Source organism: Pseudarthrobacter sp. NPDC092424, from assembly GCF_044754925.1.
GTDB lineage: Bacteria > Actinomycetota > Actinomycetes > Actinomycetales > Micrococcaceae > Arthrobacter.
This window is the reverse complement of the sequence record NZ_JBIVQC010000004.1, coordinates 186,599-213,120: the sequence shown is the minus strand read 5'-3', so window position 1 is coordinate 213,120 and position 26,522 is coordinate 186,599. Positions and strand designations below refer to the sequence as shown.

At 68.7% G+C, this 26,522-nt stretch carries 19 protein-coding genes; 5 read left to right on the top strand and 14 right to left on the bottom strand.

The window, feature by feature from the left end; genetic code table 11:
• Window positions 1-185: 185 nt before the first annotated feature.
• The 4 genes from ACIQCN_RS08855 to nirB form a co-directional block, all read right to left on the bottom strand.
• Window positions 186-1,004 (bottom strand): FAD-dependent oxidoreductase, encoded by an 819-nt coding sequence (locus tag ACIQCN_RS08855; protein WP_400610480.1) that lies wholly within the window; start codon window positions 1,002-1,004, stop codon window positions 186-188.
• Between the two features lie 201 nt (window positions 1,005-1,205).
• Window positions 1,206-2,372, bottom strand: a complete 1,167-nt coding sequence (locus ACIQCN_RS08850; RefSeq protein ID WP_400610479.1) for a uroporphyrinogen-III synthase — start codon at window positions 2,370-2,372, stop codon at window positions 1,206-1,208.
• Window positions 2,373-2,386: 14 nt separating this feature from the next.
• Window positions 2,387-3,421, bottom strand: a complete 1,035-nt coding sequence (gene cobA / locus ACIQCN_RS08845) for a uroporphyrinogen-III C-methyltransferase (RefSeq protein WP_400610477.1) — start codon at window positions 3,419-3,421, stop codon at window positions 2,387-2,389.
• A gap of 2 nt (window positions 3,422-3,423) precedes the next feature.
• Window positions 3,424-6,066: a nitrite reductase large subunit NirB gene (gene nirB, locus ACIQCN_RS08840; RefSeq protein ID WP_400610476.1), complete on the bottom strand. Its 2,643-nt coding sequence runs from the start codon at window positions 6,064-6,066 to the stop codon at window positions 3,424-3,426.
• A 279-nt stretch (window positions 6,067-6,345) separates the two neighbouring features.
• Here nirB and nirD point away from each other — a divergent pair, with 279 nt between their 5' ends.
• A complete protein-coding gene (nirD, locus tag ACIQCN_RS08835; protein WP_400605973.1) occupies window positions 6,346-6,729 on the top strand; it encodes a nitrite reductase small subunit NirD in 384 nt (127 codons plus the stop codon).
• On the opposite strand, the gene ACIQCN_RS08830 is transcribed toward nirD, so the two are convergent.
• A complete protein-coding gene (locus ACIQCN_RS08830) occupies window positions 6,726-8,507 on the bottom strand; it encodes a phospho-sugar mutase (RefSeq protein ID WP_400610474.1) in 1,782 nt (593 codons plus the stop codon). The genes nirD and ACIQCN_RS08830 overlap by 4 nt on opposite strands.
• A 227-nt stretch (window positions 8,508-8,734) precedes the next feature.
• Between ACIQCN_RS08830 and ACIQCN_RS08825 the strand changes: the two genes are divergently transcribed.
• Window positions 8,735-9,514 (top strand): FadR/GntR family transcriptional regulator, encoded by a 780-nt coding sequence (locus ACIQCN_RS08825; protein ID WP_400610473.1) that lies wholly within the window; start codon window positions 8,735-8,737, stop codon window positions 9,512-9,514.
• A gap of 37 nt (window positions 9,515-9,551) precedes the next feature.
• Here ACIQCN_RS08825 and ACIQCN_RS08820 read toward each other — a convergent pair whose 3' ends face one another.
• Complete coding sequence (locus ACIQCN_RS08820; protein ID WP_400605981.1) at window positions 9,552-10,370, bottom strand: purine-nucleoside phosphorylase; 819 nt, start codon at window positions 10,368-10,370, stop codon at window positions 9,552-9,554.
• A 95-nt stretch (window positions 10,371-10,465) separates the two neighbouring features.
• On the opposite strand from ACIQCN_RS08820, the gene ACIQCN_RS08815 reads away from it, so the two are divergent.
• Both ACIQCN_RS08815 and ACIQCN_RS08810 read left to right on the top strand, forming a co-directional pair.
• Window positions 10,466-11,881 (top strand): NAD(P)H-quinone dehydrogenase, encoded by a 1,416-nt coding sequence (locus tag ACIQCN_RS08815; protein ID WP_400605982.1) that lies wholly within the window; start codon window positions 10,466-10,468, stop codon window positions 11,879-11,881.
• Between the two features lie 170 nt (window positions 11,882-12,051).
• Window positions 12,052-13,158, top strand: a complete 1,107-nt coding sequence (locus ACIQCN_RS08810; protein WP_400610471.1) for a hypothetical protein — start codon at window positions 12,052-12,054, stop codon at window positions 13,156-13,158.
• A 45-nt stretch (window positions 13,159-13,203) separates the two neighbouring features.
• Here the strand turns inward: ACIQCN_RS08810 and ACIQCN_RS08805 are convergent, their stop codons facing one another.
• The 3 genes from ACIQCN_RS08805 to ACIQCN_RS08795 are packed head-to-tail and all read right to left on the bottom strand — an operon-like array spanning window position 13,204 to window position 18,375.
• Window positions 13,204-14,763 carry an FAD-dependent oxidoreductase gene (locus tag ACIQCN_RS08805; protein ID WP_400610469.1) on the bottom strand — a complete coding sequence of 520 codons (1,560 nt, stop codon included), beginning with the start codon at window positions 14,761-14,763 and terminating at the stop codon, window positions 13,204-13,206.
• Window positions 14,760-16,946 (bottom strand): molybdopterin oxidoreductase family protein, encoded by a 2,187-nt coding sequence (locus ACIQCN_RS08800; protein WP_400610467.1) that lies wholly within the window; start codon window positions 16,944-16,946, stop codon window positions 14,760-14,762. Before ACIQCN_RS08800 ends, ACIQCN_RS08805 begins: the two co-directional genes overlap by 4 nt.
• A gap of 1 nt (window position 16,947) precedes the next feature.
• Window positions 16,948-18,375 carry an MFS transporter gene (locus ACIQCN_RS08795; protein WP_400605990.1) on the bottom strand — a complete coding sequence of 476 codons (1,428 nt, stop codon included), beginning with the start codon at window positions 18,373-18,375 and terminating at the stop codon, window positions 16,948-16,950.
• A gap of 276 nt (window positions 18,376-18,651) precedes the next feature.
• Between ACIQCN_RS08795 and ACIQCN_RS08790 the strand changes: the two genes are divergently transcribed.
• Entirely contained in the window at window positions 18,652-20,064 is a 1,413-nt protein-coding gene (locus tag ACIQCN_RS08790) for an MFS transporter (protein ID WP_400605993.1), read from the top strand.
• A gap of 106 nt (window positions 20,065-20,170) precedes the next feature.
• On the opposite strand, the gene ACIQCN_RS08785 is transcribed toward ACIQCN_RS08790, so the two are convergent.
• From ACIQCN_RS08785 to ACIQCN_RS08765, 5 genes are all read right to left on the bottom strand, one after another.
• Complete coding sequence (locus tag ACIQCN_RS08785; protein ID WP_400610465.1) at window positions 20,171-20,902, bottom strand: glutamine amidotransferase; 732 nt, start codon at window positions 20,900-20,902, stop codon at window positions 20,171-20,173.
• A 31-nt stretch (window positions 20,903-20,933) separates the two neighbouring features.
• Window positions 20,934-21,371: a YybH family protein gene (locus ACIQCN_RS08780; RefSeq protein WP_400610464.1), complete on the bottom strand. Its 438-nt coding sequence runs from the start codon at window positions 21,369-21,371 to the stop codon at window positions 20,934-20,936.
• A gap of 16 nt (window positions 21,372-21,387) precedes the next feature.
• Window positions 21,388-23,199 carry an acetyl/propionyl/methylcrotonyl-CoA carboxylase subunit alpha gene (locus ACIQCN_RS08775; protein WP_400610462.1) on the bottom strand — a complete coding sequence of 604 codons (1,812 nt, stop codon included), beginning with the start codon at window positions 23,197-23,199 and terminating at the stop codon, window positions 21,388-21,390.
• A 129-nt stretch (window positions 23,200-23,328) separates the two neighbouring features.
• Complete coding sequence (locus ACIQCN_RS08770) at window positions 23,329-23,988, bottom strand: Maf family protein (protein ID WP_400610461.1); 660 nt, start codon at window positions 23,986-23,988, stop codon at window positions 23,329-23,331.
• Between the two features lie 9 nt (window positions 23,989-23,997).
• Complete coding sequence (locus ACIQCN_RS08765; protein ID WP_400605999.1) at window positions 23,998-26,520, bottom strand: MMPL family transporter; 2,523 nt, start codon at window positions 26,518-26,520, stop codon at window positions 23,998-24,000.
• Window positions 26,521-26,522 lie beyond the last annotated feature (2 nt).

The following is a 26,522-nucleotide window of genomic DNA, read 5'->3' as shown; positions in this document are numbered from 1 at the left end:
TCCTCTCCGGCAGGCCTTGTGGGCATGCCGCATTACAGCGTCCGGGGCTCTTTCGGGAACCATCTTGCCACACACCGCATCCCGCACCGCACAGCCGCCTCAGCCCGCACCCTACCGCAGCGCGCGGATACTTCCGGCCCGATAGCGGCAGGGCGCACAGGGCCGGGGGCGGCCCGCGCTGCTGTTCAGGCTGCCGTCAGCAGCTGCGTGGCGCAGGCGCCCGCAGCGGAAGCGGCGGCCACCAGAAGCCCCAGCCGGACGCCGTCGAACGCTGCGGCGTCGCCGATGGCCCAGATGCCCGGCACGGAGGTCCGGAAGTCCTGGCTGATGACGATCCCGCCGGTGGCCGCCGTCACCAGGCCCGCACTGGCGGCGAGGCCGTCCCGGGATGCGCGTTCTTCGGCCAGGACCACCAGGTCGCCGTACATGCTGCTGCCGTCCTCGAAAACCACACCGGCGGCGGCAAAGCCCGACGTTGATGGGGCAGGGATTACGGAAGCGGGGCGCGCCGTCGTACGGACGGGGCGAACACCGCGGGCCCGGAGGACGGCCTCTGCCTGGCCAGCGGCTGCGCCGGTACCCACCAGGATTCCCAGCGGACGCCGGCCCAGCTCCCTGGCCACCTGGCTCACGGCCTCTCCGACGCGTGCGGCGTCGTCGATGGTGGAGTAGCTCAAGCACCGGGCTGCTCCCTCGACGGGGCGGGCCACGGCTGCCGAGCCGGTGGCGATAACCAGCTGGTCGTAGGCAAAGTCCATGCCGTCGGAGGTGGTCACCGTGCGGTTCACGGCGTCGATGTGGCTGGCCGGCTGCCCGAACCGCACTGAGACCTGCGGCAGCATGGCTAGCTTGAGCAGTTCCGCCGGGGTGTCGTCCCGGCTGCTCAGCACAGTGATGGTGCCGGCGAAACGGGCCCGGTCAAGCCGGCTGACCAGTGCCTGGGCAGCCGGGCCGGCCCCTGCGATGACGATGCGGGTGGCGGAGGTGGGTACCGGAGCGGACATGTGCTGGCCCTTTCGCTGGCGGCCGGAAACGGCCGGAACTTCGTGATGGACCCAGCGTAGGCCCGCCTCTTTTCCGGGGTGTTTCCCCGCAGTTGCTGTTTATCAGGGCCGCGTTCGCCAGTGTTTACCGGCCGGTAACAGAACCCGTGACCGGCCTCTCATCCGTGCGGGAATCCGACACATTAGCCCGCTTTGGACACCCTAGAGGCGGATCCGGTAACCCCGTTTCACCACGGTCTCCACGAGCTTGCCGTCGGGCAGCGCGGAGCGCAGCCTGCTGACGGTCATGTCCAGCGCGTGGACGGATCCCCGCAGTTCCAGCAGCTCGGACAGCGACTCCCGCGAGAGCACCGCGCCCCCCGCACCCAGCAGCGCCCGGAGCAACAGCAGCGGAGCCGGCGGCAGCTCCACGGGCTCGCCATCGATCCGCAGGCAGCGCCCCCGCAGCTCAATCATTCCCGAGCGGGTTTCCAGCCGGCGCACGTGGTTCAGGGCAAGGTGCTCGCAGACCAGCCGGATCAGGGCGCCCATGCGGTACCGCTCCGGCACGATCGGCGTCACTCCGGCGTCCAGCAGCGGCTGCGCGGTCACCGGCCCCACCACGGCCGTAGTGACGTTTGTCTTCAGGCTGTGGATGAGGTCCTGGTACACGCCCATCTCGTGGGCCGTGCTCCAGACGGCGTCTACCGCCGGGGCGCTGGTGAACGTCAGGACGTCCAGGTTTCCGCTGCACGCGGCCTCGATCAGCCGCGGCAGCCGGTCCGCACCGTCGGGCTTGACCCAGCGGTACGGCGTGACAGTCAGGACGGTGGCGCCGGACATCCGCAGGCGTTCCAGCTGCCGCACGTCCGTATAGCCGTGCAGCTGCACCGCCACCGTCTTGCCGCGCACGCCCTCCGCCAGCAGCATATCCACCAGGGTGGCGGTGGTTTCGTCACTGCTGATGCCGACGTCGGCAAGACCGGCCGCGCGCACGGCGCCGCGCGCTTTGGGTCCGCGGACGAACATCCGGCAGGCGCCCAGCGTTTCGAGCAGTTCGTCGCCGATCCCGAATGAGTCGGCCGCCTCGCACCAGCGCCGCATGCCATACGCGGTGGTGGCGATGCACAGGTCCGGCTTGGCGGCGATGATGGCCCGGGTGTCCTCGATGAGGTGCTGATCCTCCCGTACCGGGGCGATTTTCAGCGCCGGGGCGTGCAGCACTTCCGCCCCGCGGCGCTCCAGGGCCTCGATCAGGTCGCGGGAACGCCGATGGGACGTCACGCCGATGCGGAACCCTTCCAACGGCGTTTCCGGCACCGGCACGGACTCGGCGGGGTCAGGCAGCGCCACGGGCTGGGCGGCCTCGGCCGCTGCAAGGACAGTCATGGGGGTCAATCCTTTCATGAACCGAGCAGCGAGGCCGCCAGCCGGTCCAGGTCCGCGGCGGCCTCCGCATGCCCGCGGTTGGCCTCAGCCACCCGTACCACCTCGCCGATGACCAGCACCGCCGGGTTGCTGCTCCCCGCAGCTGCGGAGGCAATGGTGCCCAGGTCGGCGATGGTGGTCCGCTGGCCCGGGCGGTACCCGCGCTCGACGACGGCCATCGGCATGTCGGGGCGCATGCCTGCCCGCCGGAGTCCGGCCGCCAGCTGGTGCAGGGTGCCTATTCCCATCAGCACCACGATGGTTCCGCCCAGGCCCGCCAGGTGCCGGTGTTCCTCTTCGGTCAGCGGCGCGTGCCCGGAAACCACGGTGAACATGTGGCTGACTTCCCGGTGCGTGACCGGGATGCCCGCCGCTGCCGGCACGGAGATGGCGCTGGTGACTCCGGAGACGACGCGCACCTTGAGCCCAGCGGCCACGCAGGCAGCCACTTCCTCGCCGCCGCGGCCGAACACATAGGGGTCCCCGCCCTTGAGCCGGACCACGTTGTTCCCCGCCAGGGCGCTTTCCACCATTAGCTTCTCGATGTCCCGTTGGCTGACCTTGTGGTGCCCGGGCTTCTTGCCCACGTCCACGAGCTCGGCCGAGGTGAGGGACGGCAGCTCCTGGTACGGGGCCAGCCGGTCGTAGAACACCACGTCCGCGTCGCGCAGCGCGGTGACAGCGGCAACGGTCAGCAGTTCAGCCGTACCGGGTCCGCCACCCACCAGGGTGACGTGCCCGGGCGCACCCGCGGCCGGCTCGGCCGCCACCGGAATTCCGGCTTCCGCGCAGCGGGTAAGGAGCGCCGCCCAGCCGGGCTGGCCGTCGTCGACCGCCGCCACCAGGAACGGCCGTTCGGGCAGCGGGCCGTCATGGCCCGCGCCCTGCGGGGTGCTCAGGCGGTAGACGACGGCGCCCGCGGCTTCGTAGCGGCGCACCGCCTGCCGGGCGGCAGTGTCGGAGCCCGTGACCAGGACGTCGCGTCCGGTGAGATCGATGCTGAGCTGCATGGCTATGCCTCGTTTCCGGCGGTTTCCGGGGCGTCTGGCCTGACGGGGATGGAGGCCCCGATCAGGACCTTGCCCTTCTCTTCCGGAGTGGCGGGGCGCATCTGGCCGCGCTCGTCCGGGACAAAGGTGATGGAGTCGTCCTTCTGGTCGGGGGCGTTGACGAAGGAACGGAACCGGCGCAGGCGCTCGGGGTCCTTGAGGGTGTCGGCCCACTCGTCGATGTAAGTGTCCACGTGCCTGGCCATGGCCGCCTCGAGGTCCTCGGCGATGCCCAGGGTGTCCTTGACCACCACGTCCTCGACGTGCTTGATGCCGCCGTCGAGCTCTTCCTGCCAGCGGGCCGTGCGCTGCAGGCGGTCCGCGGTGCGGATGTAGTACATGAAGTAGCGGTCGATGTACTTGATCAGCGTTTCGTCGTCGAGGTCCTTGGCGAGCAGCTGTGCGTGCGCGGGGGTTGCGCCGCCGTTGCCGCCGACGTACAGGTTCCAGCCGTCCGCGGTGGCGATCACGCCCACGTCCTTGCCGCGGGCCTCGGCGCATTCGCGGGCGCAGCCGGAAACACCCATTTTGAGCTTGTGCGGACTGCGCAGGCCGCGGTAGCGCAGCTCCAGCTTGATGGCCATGGCCACCGAATCCTGGACGCCGAAACGGCACCAGGTGGAACCGACGCAGGACTTTACCGTGCGAAGGCTCTTGCCGTAGGCCTGGCCGGATTCGAAGCCGGCGTCCACCAGTTCCTTCCAGATTTCGGGGAGCTGTTCCAGCCGGGCGCCGAACATGTCGATCCGCTGCCCGCCGGTGATCTTGGTGTACAAGTTGTACTTCTCGGCCACGGCGGCGATGACGCCGAGCTTCTTGGGCGTGATCTCGCCGCCGGCGATGCGCGGGACCACCGAGTAGGTGCCGTCCTTCTGCATGTTGGCCAGGGCGCGGTCGTTGGTGTCCTGGAGGGTGCCGCGGCCGGCGTCCAACACGTAGGCGCTGTTCTGGCTGGCCAGGATGTTGGCGATGGTCGGCTTGCAGATGTCGCAGCCGGCGCCGGTGCCGTACTTGGCCATGATCTCTTCGAAGGAGGTCAGCTCCAGGACGCGGATGGCGTCGAACAGTTCCTGGCGGGACAGTTCGATGTGCTCGCAGAGTGCCTTGGAGACCTCGACGCCGGACTTGGTGAGTTCGGTTTCCAGCAGCTTCTTGAGCATCGGAACACAGGAGCCGCACTGGGTGCCGGCGCGGGTGCAGCCCTTCAGCCCGCCGAGTTCCTGGACGGGTGCGTTGCCCTCGCAGGCGCCGCAGCCGTTGATGGCGTCGCGGATGCTTCCCGCGGTGACGTTGTTGCAGGAGCAGAGGGTGGCGTCGTCCGGCAGCTCGGTCTCGGGTGCGTCGCCGCCGCCGGCGGCGCTGAGGAACGCGCCGGGCTCGGCGGGAAGTTCGCGGCCGAGGAGCGGGCGGAGGCTCATGTACGGCGAGGCGTCGCCGACGAAGATGCCGCCCAGCAGGGTCTTGGCGTCGTCGGTGGTGACGATCTTCTGGTAGACGCCGCGGGCCGGGTCGGCGTAGACGATCTCGAGGGCGTGCTCGGTCTTGGCGAAGGCGTCACCGAAGCTGGCCACGTCCACGCCGGAGAGCTTCAGCTTGGTGGCGGTGTCGAATCCGGGGAACGTGGCCTCGCCGCCGTGGAGGCGGTCGGCAACGATCTCCGCCATGGTGTTGGCCGGAGCCACCAGGCCCAGGCACATGCCGCCGTAGTTGGCCACCTCGCCGATGGCCCAGATGCCGGGTACTTCGGTTTCGCAGTAGTCGTTGATGACCGCGCCGCCGCGGGGACCCAGGCTGAAGACCTGTTCCTCGCCCTCGGCGGCGCGGAAGAGTTCGTCGCGGGGCCGGACGCCGATGGCCACGATGACCATGTCCGCATCGATGATGCGGCCGTCGGCCATGAGGACGCCGGTGACCTGCCCTTCGGCGTCGGAGAGGACCTCGGACGGGAAGACGCCGCCGTGGACTTCGAAGCCCTTTTCCTTGATCAGCCGGCCCATTGCCTGGCCGGCACCTTCGTCGAGCTGCGTGGCCATCAGCCATTGTGAGCCGTCGATGACTACAGGGGTAGCGCCGAGCTGTTCGGTGCCGGCGGCGGATTCGAGGCCGAGCAGACCGCCGCCGATGGTGACTGCCCTGACTTTGCGGCCCAGCTTTTTGGTGAGCTCTGCGATGGACTTGTTAATGGCCCACACGTCCTCGAGGGTGCGGTAGACGTGGGTCAGTTCGTTGCCGGGGATGGGAAGCCGCGCCGCGTTCGAGCCTGTCGCGACCACCAGCCCGTCGTATGCAAAGGTGTTGCCCGCAGCGGTCTCAACCGTTTTGGCCCCGGCGTTGATCTTCACCACGCGCTCGCCGGTCTTCAGCTCCAGCGACTCGTGGTCCCACATGGACGCCTCACCCAGGGTGAGGTCGTAGTCCATGTCGGTGAGGGCCTTGGAGAGCGCCACCCGGTCGTAAGGGAGGTGGGCTTCCTCGGTGAGGACCGTGACATGCCAGCCCTCAAGCCCACGGGCATGCATGGCGTCCACGAAACGGTGGGCCGCAGGGCCGCCGCCGGCGACGACGATGCGGCGCGGAATCTCTGTGCGGGAAGTCTGTTCGGTCACTGGCGGGCCTTTCGCAAGGGCTGCAGGTGAATGCTGCGCAGCCTTCTTTGTCGAGTGTCCATCCAGACTAGGGAGCCGCAGTTTCGCTTCAGTTTCCCGATTGTTTCGCAGACTTAACTTCTGCATCACGAACGCGTTTCCGGCTCCGTGAGGTGGCTTTTACCCGCCGGACACATTCATCGCATGCCCTTGAAACACCCCGGCTCTACCGTGGAAAAAGGCTGCACTGACGGCCACTGCACCTGCAGGCACGGACCACCATGGGGAGAGGAGCCGGATATGACGGCAACACTGGAATTTGGGGCACTGGCTACCGGTACTGACACGGCCGCCGGAACTGCGGCCGCCGGCTGGCACCGGGTGTGCCCGCTTGCGGACCTGGAGCCCGCATGGGGCGAGGCGGCGCTTATCGCGGGGCGGCAGGTGGCACTGTTCCGCACTGCGGACAGTGTCTACGCCGTGGCGCAGGAAGACCCGGCCACGGGCGCGCATGTCATGGCGCGCGGCATCCTGGGCTCGAAGGGAAGCCGTCTGACCATTGCCTCCCCGCTGCACAAAGAGGTCTACGACCTGGAAACGGGAGAGTGCTTCAGTACGCCCGGGCTCGGCCTGGCCACCTTCCGCACCCGCCTCACCGGGGGCTGGGTGGAAGTGGAACTTTAGAGCCCCAGCGCCTCACTCACGTCGCGCAACACCTCGTCGAGGGCTGCCCGGGCCGCCTGCCGCGCCCCGGGAAGTTCCGCGGCGGAGCCCACCTCATGGATGACTTCCAGGTAGCACTTGAGCTTGGGCTCGGTGCCGCTCGGCCTGATGATCACGCGGGTCAGGTCGCGGGTGATGTAAAGCAGGCCGTCCGTGGGCGGCAGCTGCTCCGAGCCCTCGGCCAGGTCAGCATAGACTGTCACGGCTGATGAACCGAACGATTCCGGCGGGGACACCCGCAGCCGGTTCATCATGGCGTCCAGCAGGCCCAGGTCCGCCACGCGGATGCTGAGCTGGTCACTGGCGTGCAGGCCGTGCTGGAGGTAGAGCTCGTCCAGCGTGTCGAAGACGGTTTTCCCGGCTGCCTTGGCGGCTGCGGCGAGTTCGGCGATCAGCAGCGCAGCCGAGATGCCGTCCTTGTCCTTGACGAGCTCCGGCGCCACACAGTAGCCGAGCGCTTCTTCGTAGCCATACACCAGGCCGGGAACCCGAGAAATCCATTTGAATCCGGTCAGGGTTTCCTCGTGGGCGTATCCCGCTGCGGCGGCGACGCGTGCCAGAAGGCGGGAGGAGACGATGGAGTTGGCGAAGACGCCGCGCTTTGCATCCCCGGCGGCTGTTTCGCCGGGGTGGGAAGCGCCGGCGTCCGCAGCATCTGCTGCCGCCAGGCGGGCCGCCACGTGGGCGCCCAGGAGCGCGCCCACTTCATCCCCGCGGAGCATACGCCAGGCGCCGGTGTCCGGATCCTTGGCTGCCACGGCGGCCCGGTCCGCGTCCGGATCGTTCGCGATGACGAGGTCCGCGTCTAGCCGGCCGGCGGTTTCCAGTGCCAGGTCCAGGGCGCCGGGTTCCTCGGGGTTGGGGAAATTGACCGTGGGAAAATCCGGGTCCGGATCGGCCTGCTCAGCCACCAGCGTGACGTCGTTGAATCCCGCAGCGGCCAGGACGGCCAGGGCCGTTTCGCCGCCCACCCCGTGCATCGGGGTGAGGACAATGCGCAGGTCCCGCGCCGGGAAGTGTTCCGGCCGGGCCAGGGCCGCCGTGTCGCGCAGGTACCCGGCGGCCAGGTCGTCTCCCAGGACCGTCCAGCCGTCCGCGGCCAGGGCGATGGAGTCAAGCGTTCCCACGGCCGCGATCCGGGCCGCGATCCGGGCGTCGTACGGAGCCACGATCTGGGCGCCGTTGCCGCTTTCCGGAACGGCGTGCCGCCCCAGGTAGACCTTGTAGCCGTTGTCCTGCGGCGGGTTGTGGCTGGCAGTGACCATCACCCCGCCGTCGCACTCGAGCGCCCGCACCGCGTAGGCCAGCAGGGGAGTGGGCAGGGCCGCGGGCATCAGGAACGTCTCGATGCCGGCGGCGGTGAAGATCGCGGCGCTCTCCTGGGCAAAGATGTCGGAGTTGTGCCGGGCGTCGTAGCCGACGACGGCGCGCGGCCGGGTTCCGGGGGAAGCCTCGCGGACCGTCCGGACCAGGAAGTCCGCGAAGCCTGCCGCGGTGCGGCGCACCACCACGCGGTTCATCCGGTTCGGCCCGGGTCCGAGGGCTGCCCGGAGTCCGGCCGTACCGAACTGGAGCGTGCCGTTGAAGCTGTCCTCAAGTTCCTGCAGCGCTGCCGGAACACCTTCCTCCGCGAGCCGGAGCAGGTCGAGCAGGGCCGCGGCTGTGGCGGCGTCAGGGTCCTGGGCAGCCCACCCGCGGGCTTCATCGAGCAGGCGGAGCGTGGGATCGGAAGACGTCATGGTCCTAACGCTATCGTCATTGCCCTGCCTCGGCTGCAATCCAAGCCGCTTCGGGCAGCTGCAGCCCCCCGGCGGGACGTGAACAGGCGCACATTTGTCCAGGAAACGGGCGACGGGGACCGGCCTGCCCGGATTGCGTAAGGTGGGATGGCCGGACGCTCCGCTGCGTCGGCCCGTCGCTGCAATAAGGTAGGCGGAACAGTTGCCCTGCCGCGGAAGGAACCAGAGTGACAGCCGGAGAAGCCGGTGCGGCCCCCCGCGGCCGCACGCATGACGCCCTTCTAAAGGACATCGAGGCGGACCTTCGCTCGGGCAGGATCAAGCTGGGCGACCGGCTTCCCGGTGAGCGTGCGCTGGCCGAGGCTTACGGCATTTCCCGGGCCTCGGTCCGCGAGGCCATCCGCGTGCTGGATGCCATGGGCGTGCTGCGCCGGTCGGTCGGCTCCGGACCCACCTCGGGGGCCATCGTCATCTCCGACCCTTCGGTGGGGCTCTCGTCGGCTCTCCGGCTGCACGTGGCCAGCAGCCGGCTGCCCGTGGCGGACATCGTGGAGACACGCATCCTCCTGGAGACGTGGTCCGCCAGGGCGGCCGCGGCCAGGGATGTGTCCGACGAAGACCTGGTCCAGGCAGCCGGCCTGCTGCACGCCATGGACAACACCGGCATCGACCGGGCAACGTTCCATGAGCTCGATGCGCGCTTCCATGTGGCGCTCAGCTCGCTGGCCGGAAACGCCGTGGTGGCCACGATGATGGAGTCCCTCAGCGGGTCCATCGTGGGATACGTCAAGGGCGCCATGGGAGCCATGGAGGACTGGCCGGAGGTCCTTGCCGTGCTGCGGGCCCAGCACCATGGAATCTTCGGTGCCGTCCGGGCCCGCGACGGCGACCTCGCCGCGCGGCTCCTGGAGGAGCACATCGAGTGGTTCCACCAGCAGGCGAAGGCGGCAACGGGCGGCGCCGTCCCCGACCCCAACGGCAGCGCGGGGTCACTTCCGGCCGGATGACACGCCGTCATCGGGCCGGGAGTGACCCCGCGTTCGGCTAAAGCCGGGAGATGATCCCCGCCAGCAGCCTGGAGATCCGGGGGCCGGCCGCCTGGCCGGACTCGATGACCTCCTGGTGGCTCAGCGGCTGGGGGCTGATGCCGGCGGCAAGGTTGGTGACCAGCGAAATCCCGAACACCTCCATGCCCGCATGCCGGCCCGCGATGGCTTCCAGCGCCGTCGACATGCCGATCAGGTCGGCGCCGATGCGCTTGGCGTACTGCACTTCGGCGGGGGTCTCGTAGTGCGGACCGGGGAACTGGGCGTAGACGCCCTCGGCCAGCGTGGGGTCGACTTCGCGCGCCAGGCCGCGGATGCGGGGCGAATACAGGTCCGTGAGGTCCACGAAGGTGGCACCTTCCAGCGGTGACGCGGCAGTCAGGTTGATGTGGTCGCTGATCAGCACGGGCGTGCCGGGGGCCCAGTCCTCGTTGAGCCCGCCGCAGCCGTTGGTGAGGACCAGGGTCGTGCAGCCTGCGGCGGCAGCCACGCGGATGCCGTGCACCACGGAACGGACGCCCTTGCCCTCGTAGTAGTGCGTCCGCGCACCGAGTACCAAAGCGCGCTTGCCCTCGGAGGTAAGGACGGAGCGGATGGTGCCCACGTGCCCTTCCACGGCCGGTGCGTGGAATCCTGGCACCTCCTGGGCGGACAGGGTTGCAGTGGTGTCGCCGATCAGGTCAGCGGCCTCGCCCCAGCCGGAGCCGAGGACAAGGGCGACGTCGTGGCTGTCCACGCCCGTTTCCTCGGCGATGTAGTCGGCGGCTGCGCGCGCGGCGGCGAAAGGATCCGTGTTCAGGAAGTCTGTTGTACTCACTGGTACAAGTTATCCTGCCGTTCCCGCTGCGCCCACCCCGGCCGCCCCTGGGGATTCTTGGCCCTCCGGTGCCGGATGGGCGAGAATGGTTGATTGTGACTACGCATCCAGATTTCAGTTCTCCCCGGATCGCAATCCTGGGAGGTGGTCCGGGCGGATACGAGGCCGCCATGGTGGCCGCCTCGCTCGGAGCGCAGGTGACCATCATCGAGCGCGCCGGCCTGGGCGGCTCGGCCGTCCTGACCGACGTGGTCCCGTCCAAGACCCTGATCGCCACGGCTGACCTGATGACGCGCGTGGGCGAGGCGGGGGAGCTGGGCGTGAAGTTCGACGTCGACGGCGGAGACTTCGTGCCGGTCATGCGGGCGGACCTCAAACACATCAACGACCGCCTGCTGAACCTGGCCCGCAGCCAGTCCAAGGACATCCACGACGGCCTGGAGCATCAGGGCGTGCGTATCCTGGCGGGCTCCGGCCGGCTGCTGGACAACCACACCATCGAGGTCCTCACCGCAGAGGGCACCGAGACCGTGGAAGCAGACACCATCCTGCTGGCCGTCGGCGCCCACCCGCGTGAGCTGGCCACCGCACGCCCGGACGGTGAGCGGATCCTGAACTGGACGCAGATCTACAACCTGGACGAACTCCCCGAGGACCTGATCGTGGTGGGCTCCGGCGTGACGGGCGCTGAGTTCGCCTCCGCCTACAACGGACTCGGGTCGAAGGTCACGCTGATCTCCAGCCGTGACCGCGTCCTGCCGGGTTCGGACACGGATGCCGCGGTGGTCCTGGAGGAGGTCTTCGAGCGCCGGGGCGTGCGTGTCCTCTCGCGGTCCCGCGCGGAGTCGGTGGAAAGGACGGACGACGGCGTAGTGGTCACCCTGGGTGACGGCACGAAGGTCACCGGCAGCCACTGCCTGCTCTGCCTGGGCTCCATTCCCAACACCGCGGGCATCGGGCTGGAGGAAGCCGGCGTGGCTGTCAGCGAAAGCGGCCACATCAAGGTGGACGGCGTTTCCCGCACCACCGCGCCGAATATCTATGCCGCCGGTGACTGCACCGGGGTCCTGCCGTTGGCCTCGGTGGCCGCCATGCAGGGCCGCATCGCCGTGGCGCACTTCATGGGTGACACCGTCACGCCGCTGAAGCTGCACCAGGTGGCGTCCAACATCTTCACGTCCCCCGAAATCGCCAACGTGGGTGTCTCCGAGGCGGAGATCGACGCCGGCAAGTACCAGGGCGACATCATCAAGCTTTCGCTGCGCAGCAACGCCCGTGCCAAGATGCGCAACCACCGGGACGGCTTCGTCAAGATCTTCGCCCGCAAGGGTTCCGGAACCGTCATTGGTGGCGTAGTGGTGGGCCCGAACGCTTCCGAGCTGATCTTCCCGATCGCGATCGCCGTGAAGCAGAAGCTGCACGTGGACGATGTGGCGAGCACCTTCACGGTCTACCCGTCGCTGACCGGATCCATCTCCGAGGCTGCCCGCCGCCTGCACGTGCACCTGTAACCACCTGCAGGACGGGCATCCGGGGGCGGCCCCGGGACCGGGGGCGGCCGCGCATTGGCGGCCTCCCTCCTCAACGAAGGCCTCGGGATACCCGGTGCTGCGGCCAGTATCGGCCCGAAGCGGTACTTTGGACCCTAGGGGGACCAGCCCCGCAGCGTCACACTGGCCCTATGTGTCCCCACCGCGTCCGGATTCCGTTGCCCACCCCCCGGTTTGCCGTCAGGCTGTTGGCAGGTGGGGCCTTCGTACTGCTGGCCGCGTCCTGCTCGCCGCCGGCCGGACCGAATGCGGGTTCTCCGCCGTCGACGGGCGGACCGGGCGCGGCACCCGTCACCGGCAGCCAGGCTTGCGATCTCATCACGCCGGAGATCGCGGCACAGGTTGTGCCCGGCCTGGAACCGTCGGGCCCGTATGGCGGGGCCAGGCCCCTTGGGAGCAAGGCCGACCAGTGTTCCTACTGGGCCAAGTCAGACACGGGCATGACTGCGCTGTCCGTGGCGCTGGTTTCGCCTGCGTCGGAGGAGGACATCGCCAAAGCGAAGGCCACGTCCGACTGCGCACCGGTGACAGGCATTGGTGACTTCGCATGCCTCCAGTGGACCGGATATTTCCGCGGTGAGGCCGGTGGTGCATCGGCGAACGTGGTCCTGACGGCCGTCCGCGGAACCGAAACGCTCGAAATGCCTTATGTCACCGGGCCGCCCACGGAGGGTGGCAGTGCTCCTGACGGCAATGCCATTGCGCGGGCCCTCGCCCAGGCCGCCGTGGACGCCGGCTGGGGAAACGGGGCTCCGCTCACCGTTCCGGCCGCTCCGCCGGTGGGCCCGCCGGCTACGACCAACAACCCGGTCTGCGCAATGTTCAGTGCCGCTGAGGTCAGGAACGCCTTTGGAGCGTCCAAGGAGCCGCAACTGCTTCCGGGTGAGGTCAGCTGCCGCTATACGTTTGGAGACCTGGGGACGCCGGGGCCGGATTCGACGATTTTCGTCGCCGAAGTCCTCCAGGCTTCATCTTCGAGCCCCGCCGTCCCGATGATGAAAGGGGAGCCGGTTACAGGAATCGGGGACAGGGCGACGTTCTCGATGAGCACCGAGCCCCCTGGCGCCAAGTCGCTTCGACCGTCCGGGGACGTGCCCATCACGGTCCTGACCATCCAGGCAGTCAGCGGGCGCACTTTGGCCACATTTGTCGCGCAGGTCCTGATTTCCCCGTCCGGACCGTCCGCCGAGGAGACCAAGGAACAACTCATCAACCTTGTCCGCCGCGCCAAATTCTGACGCCGGCCGGCCCCGCCCGAAGCAGTTCGGGCAGCGCCGGCCTGCTCACGCGGCAGAAACCGCCTGGAAGTGCTTTTCGATCAGCCCCTTGATGTCCTCATGGCAGCCGCCGCAGCCGGTGCCGGCGCGGGTAACCTTGGAGACCTCGCCCAGGGTGGCGCAGCCGCCGGCCACGGCGTCAGCGATGGTGCCGCCGGCCACCCCGGCGCAGCGGCACACGGTGCCCGCCGGATCCGCCGCTGCGGTGGCCAGCTGGTCGGGGCCGTCCAGGCGCAGCAGGAGCGACCGGTCTGCGGGCAGTTCGGCGGAGCGCTCGAACAGTCCGACCAGTTCCGCTGCCGTCCGCGGCATGCCCACCGCCACCAGCCCTTCCAGGACGCCCCCGCGGGTGGTCATCTTCACGTAGCGGCCGTGTTCCGGATCCGCCCATTGGGCCACCTGCAGGCGCGGCCGGCCCTCCACCGCTCCGGCTGTGAGCGCCTCTTCGTCCCAGGGGTCGGTGCCATTGTCCCCGGCCAACGCCAGGTTCATGCCCCGGGCCTTGAGGACGATGACGCCCGGCCTTTCGGCGGGCAGTTCGGGGAGCAGGCCGGCATCCTCCGGCAAACCGGAGGCCAGCAACGTCAGGTACCCGGCCAGCCATTCGGCCTGCCGCCACCCCGGGCCCACCAGCCCGGACGGGCCCTGCGCGCCGCGGCATTCGGCGCAGCCGGGATCCGGGCAGCGCACCTCCGCGCAGTCCCCGATGGCAAAGATGTGCGGCTCGTGGTGGGCGCGGAGCCGGTGGTCCACCAGGATCCCGGAGCCGGTGGACAACCCGCAGCCTTCGGCGAGTTCGGTGCGGGGGCGCACACCGCACGAAATGACCAGGAGGTCGCCGTCAATCGCGGAACCGTCGTCCAGCAGCAGGGCCGAGAACCCGCCGTCGGGCGCGTTATGTTCCACCCCCGTTGACCGCGCGTTGCCGGCCACCCGGACGCCGCAGCGGCGCAGCCCCGCAGCCAGCACGGCGCCGCCGCCCTGGTCGATGCTGCGGCCCAGCGGGTGCGGTCCGTTGTGGACCACCGTGACGGTGGCGCCCTCCTCGGCCGCAGCCAGCGCGGTTTCCAGGCCCAGCACGCCGCCGCCCAGCACCACCACGCGCTTGCCGCCGGCCACGGCCTGCCGGAGCACGCCGGCGTCGCGCAGGTCGCGCAGCGCGGTCACTCCGGCCGGAAGCACGGGTGAGGAGGGGTCCGGGTTGATACCGGTGAGATTGGGGATGACGGGCCGGGAGCCGGTAGCAAACACCAGCCGGTCGTAGCCGGCACGGGATCCGTCAGAGAGCAGGACCTGCTGCCGGGCGCGGTCCACCCGCTTCGCCCGGACGCCCAGCCGGACGTCCACGCCGTCCGCGGCCAGCGCCACGGCATCGGCCAGCGCCAGGGCGTCCATGGTGGTGCGGCCCACGCCCAGGTCAGCGACCAGCACGCGGTTGTAGGCCGCGGATGTTTCTTCGCCCACCACGGTGAGGCGCACCTGGCCGGCGCGCACGGCGGGCAGGAGCTCGTCCACCAGCCGGGCCGCAACCGGGCCGAAACCCACTATGACAATCTGCTCGCTCATGAGGCCTCCATCGTCTGCAGCATGCTGGCGGACGCGGGTGCGGCCACCGGCCGGACCCACACCTGGTTGGACTTGAATTCGGGCATCCCGGAGATAGGGTCCGTGGCGGCCTCGGTCAGCCGGTTGGCGCTCTCCGGCCCGGGGAAGTGGAACGGCAGGAAGACCGTTTCCGGGCGGATGGCCGGGCTCAGTTCCGCGGCGCACACCACCTCGCCACGACCGTTGGACGCTGACACCAGCGCCCCCTCGGTGATCCCCAGGGCTGCGGCTGCGGATGGGTGGATCTGCAGCTTGGCCTCCGGACGCGCGGCCAGCAGTTCGGCCACCCGCCGGGTTTGCGAGCCGGACTGGTAATGCTCCAGGAGGCGGCCGGTGATCAGGGTCATTTCCTTCGCTTCGGCGTCAGGGCCTCCTGCGGACGTACGACGGCGGCGCGGCGCCACCGGGACCAGGGCCGCCTTGCCGTCGGGGTGCGCAAAGTGGTCCAGGAACAGGCGTGGCGTGCCGGTGCTGCCGGCAGGATAGGGCCAGTACGCGGCTTCGCCGCGGTCCAGCATGGCGTAGTCGATTCCGGAGTAGTCCGCGAGCCCGCCGGCGGAGGCAGAGCGCAGCTCCTCGAAGACCGTTTCCGGGTCCTCGCTGAACGTGGAGGGTGCGCCCAGCCGCTCCGCGAGCCGGGCCATGATCCAGAGTTCACTCCGGGCTCCGGCGGGCGGGGCCAGGGCGCGGCGGCGGCGCAGGACCCGGCCTTCGAGGTTGGTCAGGGTGCCTTCCTCCTCGGCCCACTGGAGCACCGGCAGCACCAGGTCGGCCTCCGCCGCGGTCTCGGACATGAAGAAGTCGCAGACCATCAGGAAGTCCAGGCTTCGCAGGCCCGCGATGATGCTGTTGGCATCCGGCGAGGCGACCGCGATGTTGGAGGCGTGGACGAAGAGGCAGCGGACGCCGTCGGGCTGTCCCAGCGACTTCAGCAGCTGGACCGCGGGCAGGCCGGGGCCGGGAATGGTTTCCTCCGGAACACCCCAGACGCGGGCCATGTGGGCCCGGGCTGCGGGGTCGGTGATCTTGCGGTAGCCGGGAAGCTGGTCTGCCTTCTGGCCGTGTTCCCGGCCGCCCTGGCCGTTGCCCTGGCCGGTAAGCGTGCCGTAGCCGCTGTGGGCCGAGCCGGGCAGGCCCAGGAGGAGGCTGAGGTTGATGGCGGCAGTGGCGGTGTCCGTCCCGTCCACGTGCTGCTCAACGCCGCGGCCGGTCAGGATGTAGCTGCCGCCTTGCCGGGCACCGGCGGCCAGGCGGCGCGCGGTGTCCCGGATCAGGCCTGCCGGGACACCCGTGAGCGACTGAACGCGTTCGGGCCAGTACGCGTTGATGCTGCGGGCCACGGCGTCGAAGCCGGAGGTACGGTCCTGGAGGAAGGCCGTGTCCGCGAGGTTTTCGTGGATGACAACGTGGGAGATGCCCAGGAGGAGGGCCAGGTCGGTGCCCGGCCGGGGCTGCAGGTGGAGCCCGCCGCCGTCGTTGGTGAACGCAGCCGTGGCGGAGCGGCGCGGATCCACCACGATCAGCCCGCCGGCGTCGCGCACTCCCTGGAGGTGCTGCATGAACGGCGGCATGGTCTCCGCCACGTTGGAGCCGAGCATCAGGATGGTGCTGGCGGTGTCCAGGGCTTCCAGCGGGAAGGGCAGGCCGCGGTCAACGCCGAACGCGCGCATTCCTGCTGCTGCGGCGGAGGACATGCAGAACCGGCCGTTGTAGTCGATGCGCGAGGTACCCAGTGCGACACGGGCGAATTTGCCCAGCATGTACGCCTTTTCGTTGGTGAGGCCCCCGCCGCCGAACACGCCGACGGCGTCCGCACCGTGGCGTGCACGGGCGTCCCTGACGGACTGCGCGGCAAGGTCCAGCGCCTGGTCCCAGCCAATGGGCCGGTGGATGCCGTCGGGGCCCTTGAGCAGCGGCTCGGTGATCCGGCCCGGATGGTTCAGGAGCGTGGCGGACGTCCATCCTTTGCGGCAGAGGCCGCCGCGGTTGGTGGGGAAGTCGCGGCCCGAAACCTCCAGCAGGGGAGCCAGGGCCACGGGGACAGGCCCCGGCGTGGCAGCCGGGGCCTGCTCCTTGGCAGGAGTGAGCGTCATGGCGCACTGCAGGGCGCAGTAGGGGCAGTGCGTGTTGGCGCTTGTGGTCATGTTAGACGTGTCCCATCGCATTCCGGTTGGCGTTGCGGATATAGAAGAACCAGCACACGGACAGCATCACGACGTACGCTCCAACGAAGCCGTAGAACGCCGGGGTGTAGGAGCCGCTGGCGGTGTTGGAGGCATTGAGCACCTGGGGGATCACGAACCCTCCGTAGGCGCCGATGGCCGAGATCAGGCCCAGCGCCGAGGACGCCAGCCGCTGCGTTGCCACCGAACTGGCACCTGAGCGTGCCGCCCGGCTGGAGGTGGCGAAGATGACCGGGATCATGCGGTATGTCGCACCGTTTCCGAATCCGCTGGCGGTGAAGAGCATCAGGAACAGGGCCAGGAAGAGCCAGAAGTTCTTCAGCGGAAGCGTCCACACCATCACCAGCGTGATGACGGCCATGGCCGCGAAGGCGCTGACAGTCATCCGGGCCCCTCCCATGCGGTCAGCCATCCGGCCGCCGTAGGGCCGGGCCAGGGATCCCACCAGGGGACCCAGGAAGGCCAGCGAGAGGGCCACGGTTCCCAGCCCGATGGTGGAGAATTCCGGGAAGTAGTCCTTGATGAGCTTGGGGAACACACCGGCGAATCCGATGAAGGAACCGAATGTGCCGATGTACAGCAGGGCCATGATCCACAGGTGCGGTTCCTTCACCGCGGCGATCGATCCGGCTACGTCCCCCTTGGCGCTGGTGAGGTTGTCCATGTACTTGAACGCGCCGAACGCGGCGATGATGATCAGCGGAACCCACATCAGGCCGGCCATCGGCAGGTTGACGCTTCCGGCGCCCAGCAGGGTGATCGCCACCGGGACGGCAAGCTGTGCGACGGCCGCACCCAGGTTGCCGCCGGCCGCATTCAGTCCGAGCGCCCAGCCTTTCTCCCGGGCGGGGTAGAAGAAGGTGATGTTTGCCATCGAGCTGGCGAAGTTGCCGCCGCCGAAACCGGCAAGGGCTGCCACCAGGAGCATGACTCCGAAGGGGGTCTGCGGGTTGGACACACACAGTGCCAGGCCCACGGAGGGGATCAGCAGGAGCAGGGCGGAGACGATGGTCCAGTTGCGGCCGCCGAAGCGGGGGACCATGAAGGTGTAGGGGATCCGGAGCGTGGCGCCCACCAGGCTGGGCATCGAAATAAGCCAAAAAATTTCGGATGTGGTGAACGAGAACCCTGCGGCGGGGAGCTGGACCACCACGATGGACCAGAGCTGCCACACCACGAAGCCCAGGAATTCGGCAAAGATGGACCAGTTAAGGTTGCGGCGGGCGATGGAGCGCCCGGCGCTGTCCCACTGTCCGCGGTTCTCGGCATCCCAGTTGGCGATCCAGCGGCCAGGGCGGAAATCCAGTGCCGCTGCGGCTGCGGGACGCGTTGCGTCGTCAAGGTCCAGGGAATGTCCGGTACCGGCACCTGCGGTTCGGTCATCAGTCACGGGGTACCTCCTGTTGGGGGATGTTGTTCCTCCAAGGTAGGGACGGCGCGTTTCGCGGACCGACGCCGCGTGTTAACACGCTGTGACATTTGCCTATCTGCGTTCCCGGGCGGGGGTGAGGGCACTCGCGGCGCCTTCGCGCGACACGCCTGTCCGCATTGTGGACCTTTTGTCCAATGACTGGACGCCGCCAAGTAATATCGAACTCTACGTAATGCATCCCATGCATGCCGGGCTGATCAATGTCCGGCCGGTTTCTCACGAAAGCGCGCTTACATGTCCTCACTCGAAACCACGACGGAGCCGGGATCGGCACAACCGGTCAACTCCAAGGGCAAAGTAATCTTTGCCAGCCTCATCGGCACCACGATTGAGTTTTACGACTTCTACATCTATGCCACGGCGTCCGTCCTGGTGTTCCCCAAGCTGTTCTTCCCGAACGCTACGGACATCAACGCCCTCCTGAGCTCGTTCGCCATCTTCGGCGTCGCCTTCATCGCCCGCCCGGTCGGGTCCGTGCTCTTTGGCCACTTCGGCGACAAGTTCGGCCGCAAGGGCACCCTGGTGGCTTCCCTGCTCACCATGGGCATCGCGACCTTCCTGATCGGGTTGCTCCCCACGGCGTCACTGCCCGGCTGGGCCGTCCTGGCCCCGCTTATGCTGGTGGTGCTCCGCTTCGCCCAGGGCCTGGCCCTCGGCGGCGAATGGTCCGGCGCAGCGCTGCTGGCCACCGAAAACGCCCCCAAAGGCAAGCGCGCAGTCTATGGAACCTTCCCGCAGTTGGGCGCCCCGATCGGCTTCATCCTGGCCAACCTGCTGTTCATCTGGTTGAATTTCGCCCTCAGCCCGGAGGCCTTCCTCGCCTGGGGCTGGCGCGTACCGTTCCTGCTCAGCGCCGTCCTGGTGGTGGTTGGCCTGTATGTCCGGCTGAAGCTCGTTGAAAGCCTTTCGTTCCAGAAGGTCCTGAACGAGGACAAGGTGGCGAAGATTCCGTTCTTCGCCACGTTCAAGGGCCACTGGCGGCCGGTTCTCGCGGGCACCTTCATCATGTTTGCCACCTACGTCCTGTTCTACGTCATGACGTCGTTCACGCTGACGTACGGCACCAAGCCGGCATCCGTCGAAGCCGCCCAGGCAGCAGCAGAGAAGGCCGGCAAGCCAATGTCCGCGGCTGAAGTGGCCAACTTTGTTCCCGGCCTCGGCATCCCGCGGGGGGACTTCCTCTGGATGCTGATCCTCGGCGTCGTCTTCTTCGGTATCTTCACCCTGGTCTCGGGTCCGCTGGCCGAGAAGTGGGGGCGCCGGAAGTTCCTGCTTGGCGTCACCGCGGGAATCTTCGTCTTCGGTATCTTCTGGTTCACCATGTTCGGACCGGGTACGGCGGCGGCTGTCGTCGGCCTCATCGTCGGCTTCACTCTGATGGGCCTGACCTTCGGACCCATGGCGGCGATCCTGCCGGAGCTGTTCCCGGCCAACGTCCGGTACACCGGCTCCGCTGTCGCCTACAACCTCTCCAGCGTCATTGGCGCGGCACCGGCGTCGTTCGTGGCCATTGCGCTGTGGCAGGCGGCCGGGGGAGGCACCTGGCTGGTCGGCCTCTACATGGCGGCTGCCGCGGTGCTCACCTTCATCGCACTGTGGATGACCCGCGAGACCAAGAACACCGATTACGAGAACAACGTGGCCTGACATACCGGACTGCTTTGCGCTGGAATGCCCGGTGTGCTCCCTGTCGAAGCGGGGAGTGCGCCGGGCATTGTGCTGCCGGTGCCACCCTTCCTGAAGCGCCGGCGCCTCACCGGGCGTAGCGGCTCACGAAGTTCCTCAGTATGGCCATCGGCTCGGTCACCGTGGCCTGCCGGGCCGCTGCCATGAGCTCTCCGGCGGACTCGGGCGGAAAATAGCCTGCGTGCCGGTAAATGTCGATCCGCGTGGCCAGCCCCTCCGAGTCGAGCTCGGGGTGGAACTGGGTGGCGTACAGGTTTCGGCGGATACGGAACATGTGCACCGGACACGTGGCGGACCGGGCCAGCAGCACGGCGTGCGCGGGCAAAACCGTGCAGGCCTCCTTGTGGCCCGTGAATGCGGTGAACGACGGCGGCAAGCCGGCCAGCAGGGGGTCAGCGAGGCCGGCGTCGGTGAGCTCCACCTGTACGGCTCCCAGCGGCTCACCATAGGTACGGTCGATCAGTGCGCCCTGGTGCCTGCCCAGCGTACCCACCCCGTAGCAGGCGCCCAGGAACGGGAAATCGCGTTCGACGACGGCATCGAGCAGCTGCGAGAGCTCGCCTTCCACCCGGTGCTGCACGGCGCTTTTCTGCTCCACGGGATCGCTGGAGGTAAACGGGCTGCCCCCGACGATGATGCCCGAATAGCGCTCAAGATCCAGGCGCGGCAGGGGACCGGCCTCCAGCCGGATCCGGTGCAATTCCCTCGGATCCAGCCCGCAATACCGCAGGTAGGCGGCATATTCGTCCTCGGCGGCGGCATCTTCCGCGCGGGAGGCCAGGAGCAGGAATGGCAGCATCTGCTAAGTCTGCCTTGGCCGCAAGCCCGTGTCAGCCGGCGGGCTGCACCAGCGAGCGGCGGGAGCCGGGCTTGGCCGCCGGGTCGGCGTGGCGGTGCGCCAGCTTCCAGTAGCCCTCCTCGCGGCGGAAGATGCTGGTGACGCGCAGGGCGAACTCCTCCGATGCGGCTGCACCTTCGAGACGGGCCCGGAAGTGCTCGGTCTCGACCAGGTAGCCGGTGTTCTGCGCGTGGAAGGACGTGACGGTGTCGAAGCCCAGCATTTCGCCGTCCTGGAACTGCCGTGCGGCCTGGTCCAGGCGGGCCTCCACCTGGGCCCAGCCGCGGGCGATCCCGCCAAAGGGATTCGCCAGGGTGACATCGTCCTGCCGCGAATACAGGTCCTTGATGGGATCCGTGTTGCCACGGGTTATTTCGGGAACGGCCGCGTGGTAGCGGTCCACTTCTTCCTGGAAACTGGGTGCAAGCATGAGGTCCTCCCCGGGCCTAGTCTTCGATGGTGGCGATGACGGCGCCGGCGGATACAGTTTCGCCGGCGGCTGCCTTGAGCCCGGTAATGGTGCCGGAGCGGTGGGCGGTCAGGGGCTGTTCCATCTTCATGGCCTCCAGCACCACCACCAGGTCGCCCTCTGCCACGACGTCGCCGTCGGCAACGGCCACCTTCACGATGGTGCCCTGCATGGGCGATGCGAGCGCGTTGCCGGTGGCGGCGGCGGGCCCGCCGGAACGGGAGCGCTTCTTGGCCTTGGCAGGCTTGCCGGTGCCTGCGGAAGAAGCGGACACGGACCCCAGGGCAGCGGGCAGGACCACCTCGAGGCGTTTGCCGGCTACTTCCACCACCACGCGCTGGCGGTCGCCGCCCCCTGCGTCGGAGTCGGCCGCCCCGTCCGGGGTCCAGGCGGGCAGGTTGTTGGTGAAGCCGGTCTCGATCCAGCGCGTGTGCACGCTGAACGGACCCTCCGCCGGCGCGAATGCGGGATCCGAGACCACAGCGAGGTCGAACGGGATGACGGTGGGGATGCCCTCCACCACCATCTCCTCCAGCGCGCGGCGGGACCGCTCCAGTGCCTGTTTGCGGGTGGCTCCGGTGACCACCAGCTTGGAGAGCATGGAGTCGAAGTTCCCGCTGATCACGTCGCCCTGCTCGATGCCGGAGTCGATGCGGATGCCGGGGCCGGTGGGGTTCTTCAGGACGCGGACGGTGCCGGGGGCGGGCATGAAGTTCCGGCCCGGGTCCTCGCCGGTGATACGGAACTCGATGGAGTGGCCGCGGACCTCGGGGTCGCCATAGCCCAGCTCTTCGCCGCGGGCCAGCCGGAACTGCTCCCGGACCAGGTCGATGCCGGTGACTTCCTCGGAGACACAGTGCTCCACCTGCAGGCGGGTGTTGACCTCGAGGAAGGAGATGGTGCCGTCCTGGCCCACCAGGAACTCGCAGGTGCCCGCGCCCAGGTATTTGGCTTCCTTCAGGATGGCCTTGGAGGACTCGTACAGGCGTCGGTTCTGCTCCTCGGTGAGGAACGGCGCCGGTGCTTCTTCCACGAGCTTCTGGTTGCGGCGCTGCAGTGAGCAGTCACGGGTGGAGACCACCACCACGTTGCCATACGCGTCCGCCAGGCACTGCGTCTCCACGTGGCGCGGGGCGTCCAGGAAGCGTTCGATGAAGCATTCACCGCGTCCGAACGCGGCGGTGGCCTCACGCACGGCGGATTCGAAGAGCTCGGGGATCTCCTCCCGGGTACGGGCCACCTTGATGCCGCGGCCGCCGCCGCCGAAGGCCGCCTTGATGGCGACGGGAAGACCGTACTTGTCCACGAAGGCCAGGATCTCTTCGGCCGATTCGACAGGGTCCGCCGTGCCGGGAACCTGGGGTGCGCCCACCTTCTCGGCGATGTGCCGCGCCTGGACCTTGTCGCCCAGTGCGGAGATGGCCTCGGGGGAGGGGCCGATCCAGGTGATGCCGGCCTCAATGACGCGCGCGGCGAACTGGGCGTTCTCGGCCAGGAAGCCGTAGCCGGGGTGGATGGCGTCCGCGCCCGACCGGCGGGCGGCGTCGATGATCTTGTCCATCACCAGATAGGACTCCGCGGCGGTGTTCCCGCCCAGGGCGTAGGCCTCGTCGGCCAGGCGAACGTGCAGGGCGTCGCGGTCCGGGTCGGCGTACACGGCCACCGAGGCGATGCCTTCGTCCCGGGCAGCCCGGATGATGCGCACGGCGATTTCACCGCGGTTGGCTATCAGCACCTTTGTGAGGGTCGAGTGCGTCGGACGTGCGGACTGCTCCAAATTTGCTGACAAGGCGTCTCCTTCTTTCCTTCAGGGAGCCTAGCGCGGTTTTGGAGGTTCCGCCGATATTACTTGCGGATTCCGCGTGTAAACGGCGGCCGCTTTGTAGGGAAGCTACAAGTGCGCCAGAAACGGGACATTTCAGTACGACGTTTCCGGTGCCGTCCAGAGTTCGGTGATCCGCACGTTCGCGGCGGCCAGCAGACCCCGCAGCGTGGAAACGGAAAGGCCAACCACGGTGTGCGGGTCGCCGTCCACCTTCCGGATGAACGCCCCGCCCAGCCCGTCAATCGTGAAGGACCCGGCGCAGTGCAGCGGCTCGCCCGTGGCGATGTACGCGTCGATTTCGGCCGGTTCCATCTCCAGGAAGCAGACCTCGGCGGAGGCGACCGTCCCCAGCGTGGCGCCGGACCCCGCTACGCCCGCGCCGCCGTCGGCCGAGGTGTCCCGGCAGTCCACCAGCCAGTGGCCGGTGTGCAGGACGCCCGAGTTTCCGCTCATTCGCAGCATGCGTTCACGCGCGACGGCGGCGGTATAGGGCTTGCCGTGCGCCTCGCCGTCGAATTCGAAGACGGAGTCGCAGCCCAGTACCAGGGCCCCCTCGGCTTCCGGGAGCGCGGCCACCGCCTCGGCCTTGGCCCGGGCCAGCAGCAGGGCGGTGTCGTGCGGGTCCGTGACGCCGTACCTGGCCTGGACGGCGTCCTCGTCCACGTCTGAGACCAGCACGGTGTGCCGGATGCCGGCTTCGGCCAGGAGCTTGGTGCGGGCAGGGGACTGGGAAGCGAGAATCAGGCGGACCACGCCTCCAGCCTAGTGGACGGGCTGGGGCGCCGCGGCGGATGCCTCCGGGCGTGCCAGCTGCGCGCCTTCCACGTCCACGTCCGGGAGAATGCGGTCCAGCCAGCGCGGCAGCCACCAGGACTTTTCGCCCAGCAGGTACATGGCCGCCGGCACGATGGTCATGCGCACCACGAAGGCGTCCAGCAGAACCCCGAAAGCCATCGCGAAGCCCAGCGGACGCACCATGGTCAGGTGGCTGAAGATGAAGCCGGCAAAGACGCTCACCATGATGATCGCGGCCGCCGTTACCACTGCCGCGGCATGGTGGAAGCCCACCCGGACCGCCTGCCTGGCCGGAGAGCCGTGCATGAAGGCCTCGCGCATGCCGGAGGCAATGAACACCTGGTAGTCCATGGCCAGCCCGAACAGCACGCCGATCAGGATAATGGGCAGGAAGCTCAGGACCGCCCCCGGGTTGGCCACATCGAACACATTGCCCAGCCAGCCCCACTGGTAGACGGCCACCACGGCGCCGAAGGCTGCGGCGAGCGAGAGCAGGAATCCGCCCGTGGCCAGCAGGGGAACCACGATGGAGCGGAACACCAGCAGGAGCAGGACCAGGGACAGTCCGACGACGATCGCCAGGTAGGGCGGCAGGGCGTCGCCGAGCTTGGTGGAGACGTCGATGTTGCCGGCGGTCTGCCCCGTCAGCCCCATGGACACGTTGAAGTCGTCCTTGATTTCCGTGTTCAGGCCGCGCAGCTCGGATACCACCTGGACGGTGCCGGCGCTGGCGGGTCCCTCTTCGGGAATGATCTGGAAGACGGCCGTGCGGCGGTCCCCGCTCAGGGCCACGGGGACCGCTGCCACCACGTTGTCCACCGAGCGAAGCCTGTCCGCCACGTCGAACTGCAGGTTCTGCGCCTGTGCAGCGTCGAGGCCTGCCGGGAACTCCCCCACCGCCACGATGGGGCCGGTAACGCCTTCCCCGAAGCTGCGGGCCGTGACGCTGTAGGCCTGGTAAGCCTCCGACTCGACAGGTTCGGAACGGCCGTCCGGCAGGGCGAGCTGCAGCTGTGCGGCGGGCAGCGCCAGGGTGCCCAGCAGCAGGACGCCTGCGATAAGTGACAGAACCGGATGGCGGGTCACCAGCCCGCCCCAGCCCCGGTTGCTCTTCGCCCGGTCCTCGGCCTGGTCCGCGGCTTCGTGGCCAGGCTCGGCGTTGTGCGCCTCCGCCCGGGCCCATGCGCGGCGGGAAATGATCCGCCGGCCGATCAGGGACAGCACTGCCGGCGTCAGTGTGATGGCGACCAGTACGGCCACCGCGACGGTCCCGGCGGCCGCCAGGCCCATCACGGCCAGGAACGGCAGGCCGGGGACCACCAGGGCGGCCAGGGCGATGATCACTGTCAGGCCCGCGAACACCACGGCGTTGCCGGAGGTGCCCGTTGCGCGGGCCACCGATTCGGCCGGGTCCATGCCGGCCCGCAGCTGCGTCCGGTGCCGGTTCACGATGAAAAGCGAGTAATCGATCCCCACCGCCAGGCCCAGCATGAGGGCGAGCATGGGGGAGATGGAGCTCATGTCGAACACCCCGGAGAGTGCGAAGGTGATGCCCACCCCGATGCCCACCCCGATGACGGCCATAAGCAGGGGCAGCCCGGCGGCCACCAGGGTACCCAGCATGATGATCAGAACCAGGGCAGCGACGCCGATGCCGATGATTTCAGCAGTGCCGAACAGCTCCGAAATGTCCTCGGTGATTTCCTTGCTGGCCAGGGCAGTGACGCCGGCCTTGGAGGTTCCGTGCACGATGTCCTGGACCTGCTGCCGCAGCTCCGGACTGAGTCCGTTGATGGAGGTGTTGAACTGCACCTGCGCCACGGCGGCAAGGTTGTCTTCGGAAACGAACCGGATGCCTTCGGAGGCCTCCGCCTGGCGCTTGCCCAGCTCCAGCTTTGCCTTGCCGGCCTCAAGCTCCTTGGTGCCGGCCTCCAGCTTGGCGCGGCCTTCAGCGAGCGCAGCCTTTTGCTGGCCCAGCTGTGCTTCTATGACCTGGGCAGGGGCTCCTGCGGCGGCGAGCTGCTGCTCCGCTGCTGCAAGCTGTGCCTCGCCGGCTTCCAGCCGGGCCCGGTTGTCTTCCAGCTCCCTGGTGCCGTTGGCCAGCCGGGCTTCGCCGTCACGGATGGCCTGGCCGGCCTGGTCCAGTTCGGCCTGGGTGGCGAACGGGTCCACCGTGCCGCGGACCTCCGGCAGGGACTCCAGCTTGCCCAGCGCATCCGTCACCGCTGTGCGCTGTGCGGGGGTGAATCCGCCGTCGGGCGCTTCGAAGACGATGGTGGCCGTGCCGCCGGACGCCGACGGCAGGTCTGCCTTGAGCTTGTCCGCGATCCGCTGCGTTTCCGTGCCGGGGATCTGGAAGTTGTTGGACAGCGTGCCGTGGAAGACGGCGGCGGAACCGCCTACTGCCAGGAGGGCGGCGAGCCAGAGCGAGATAACCAGCCAGCGGCGGCGGTAGGAAAACATTCCAAGGCGGTAGAGGAGGAGTGCCATGA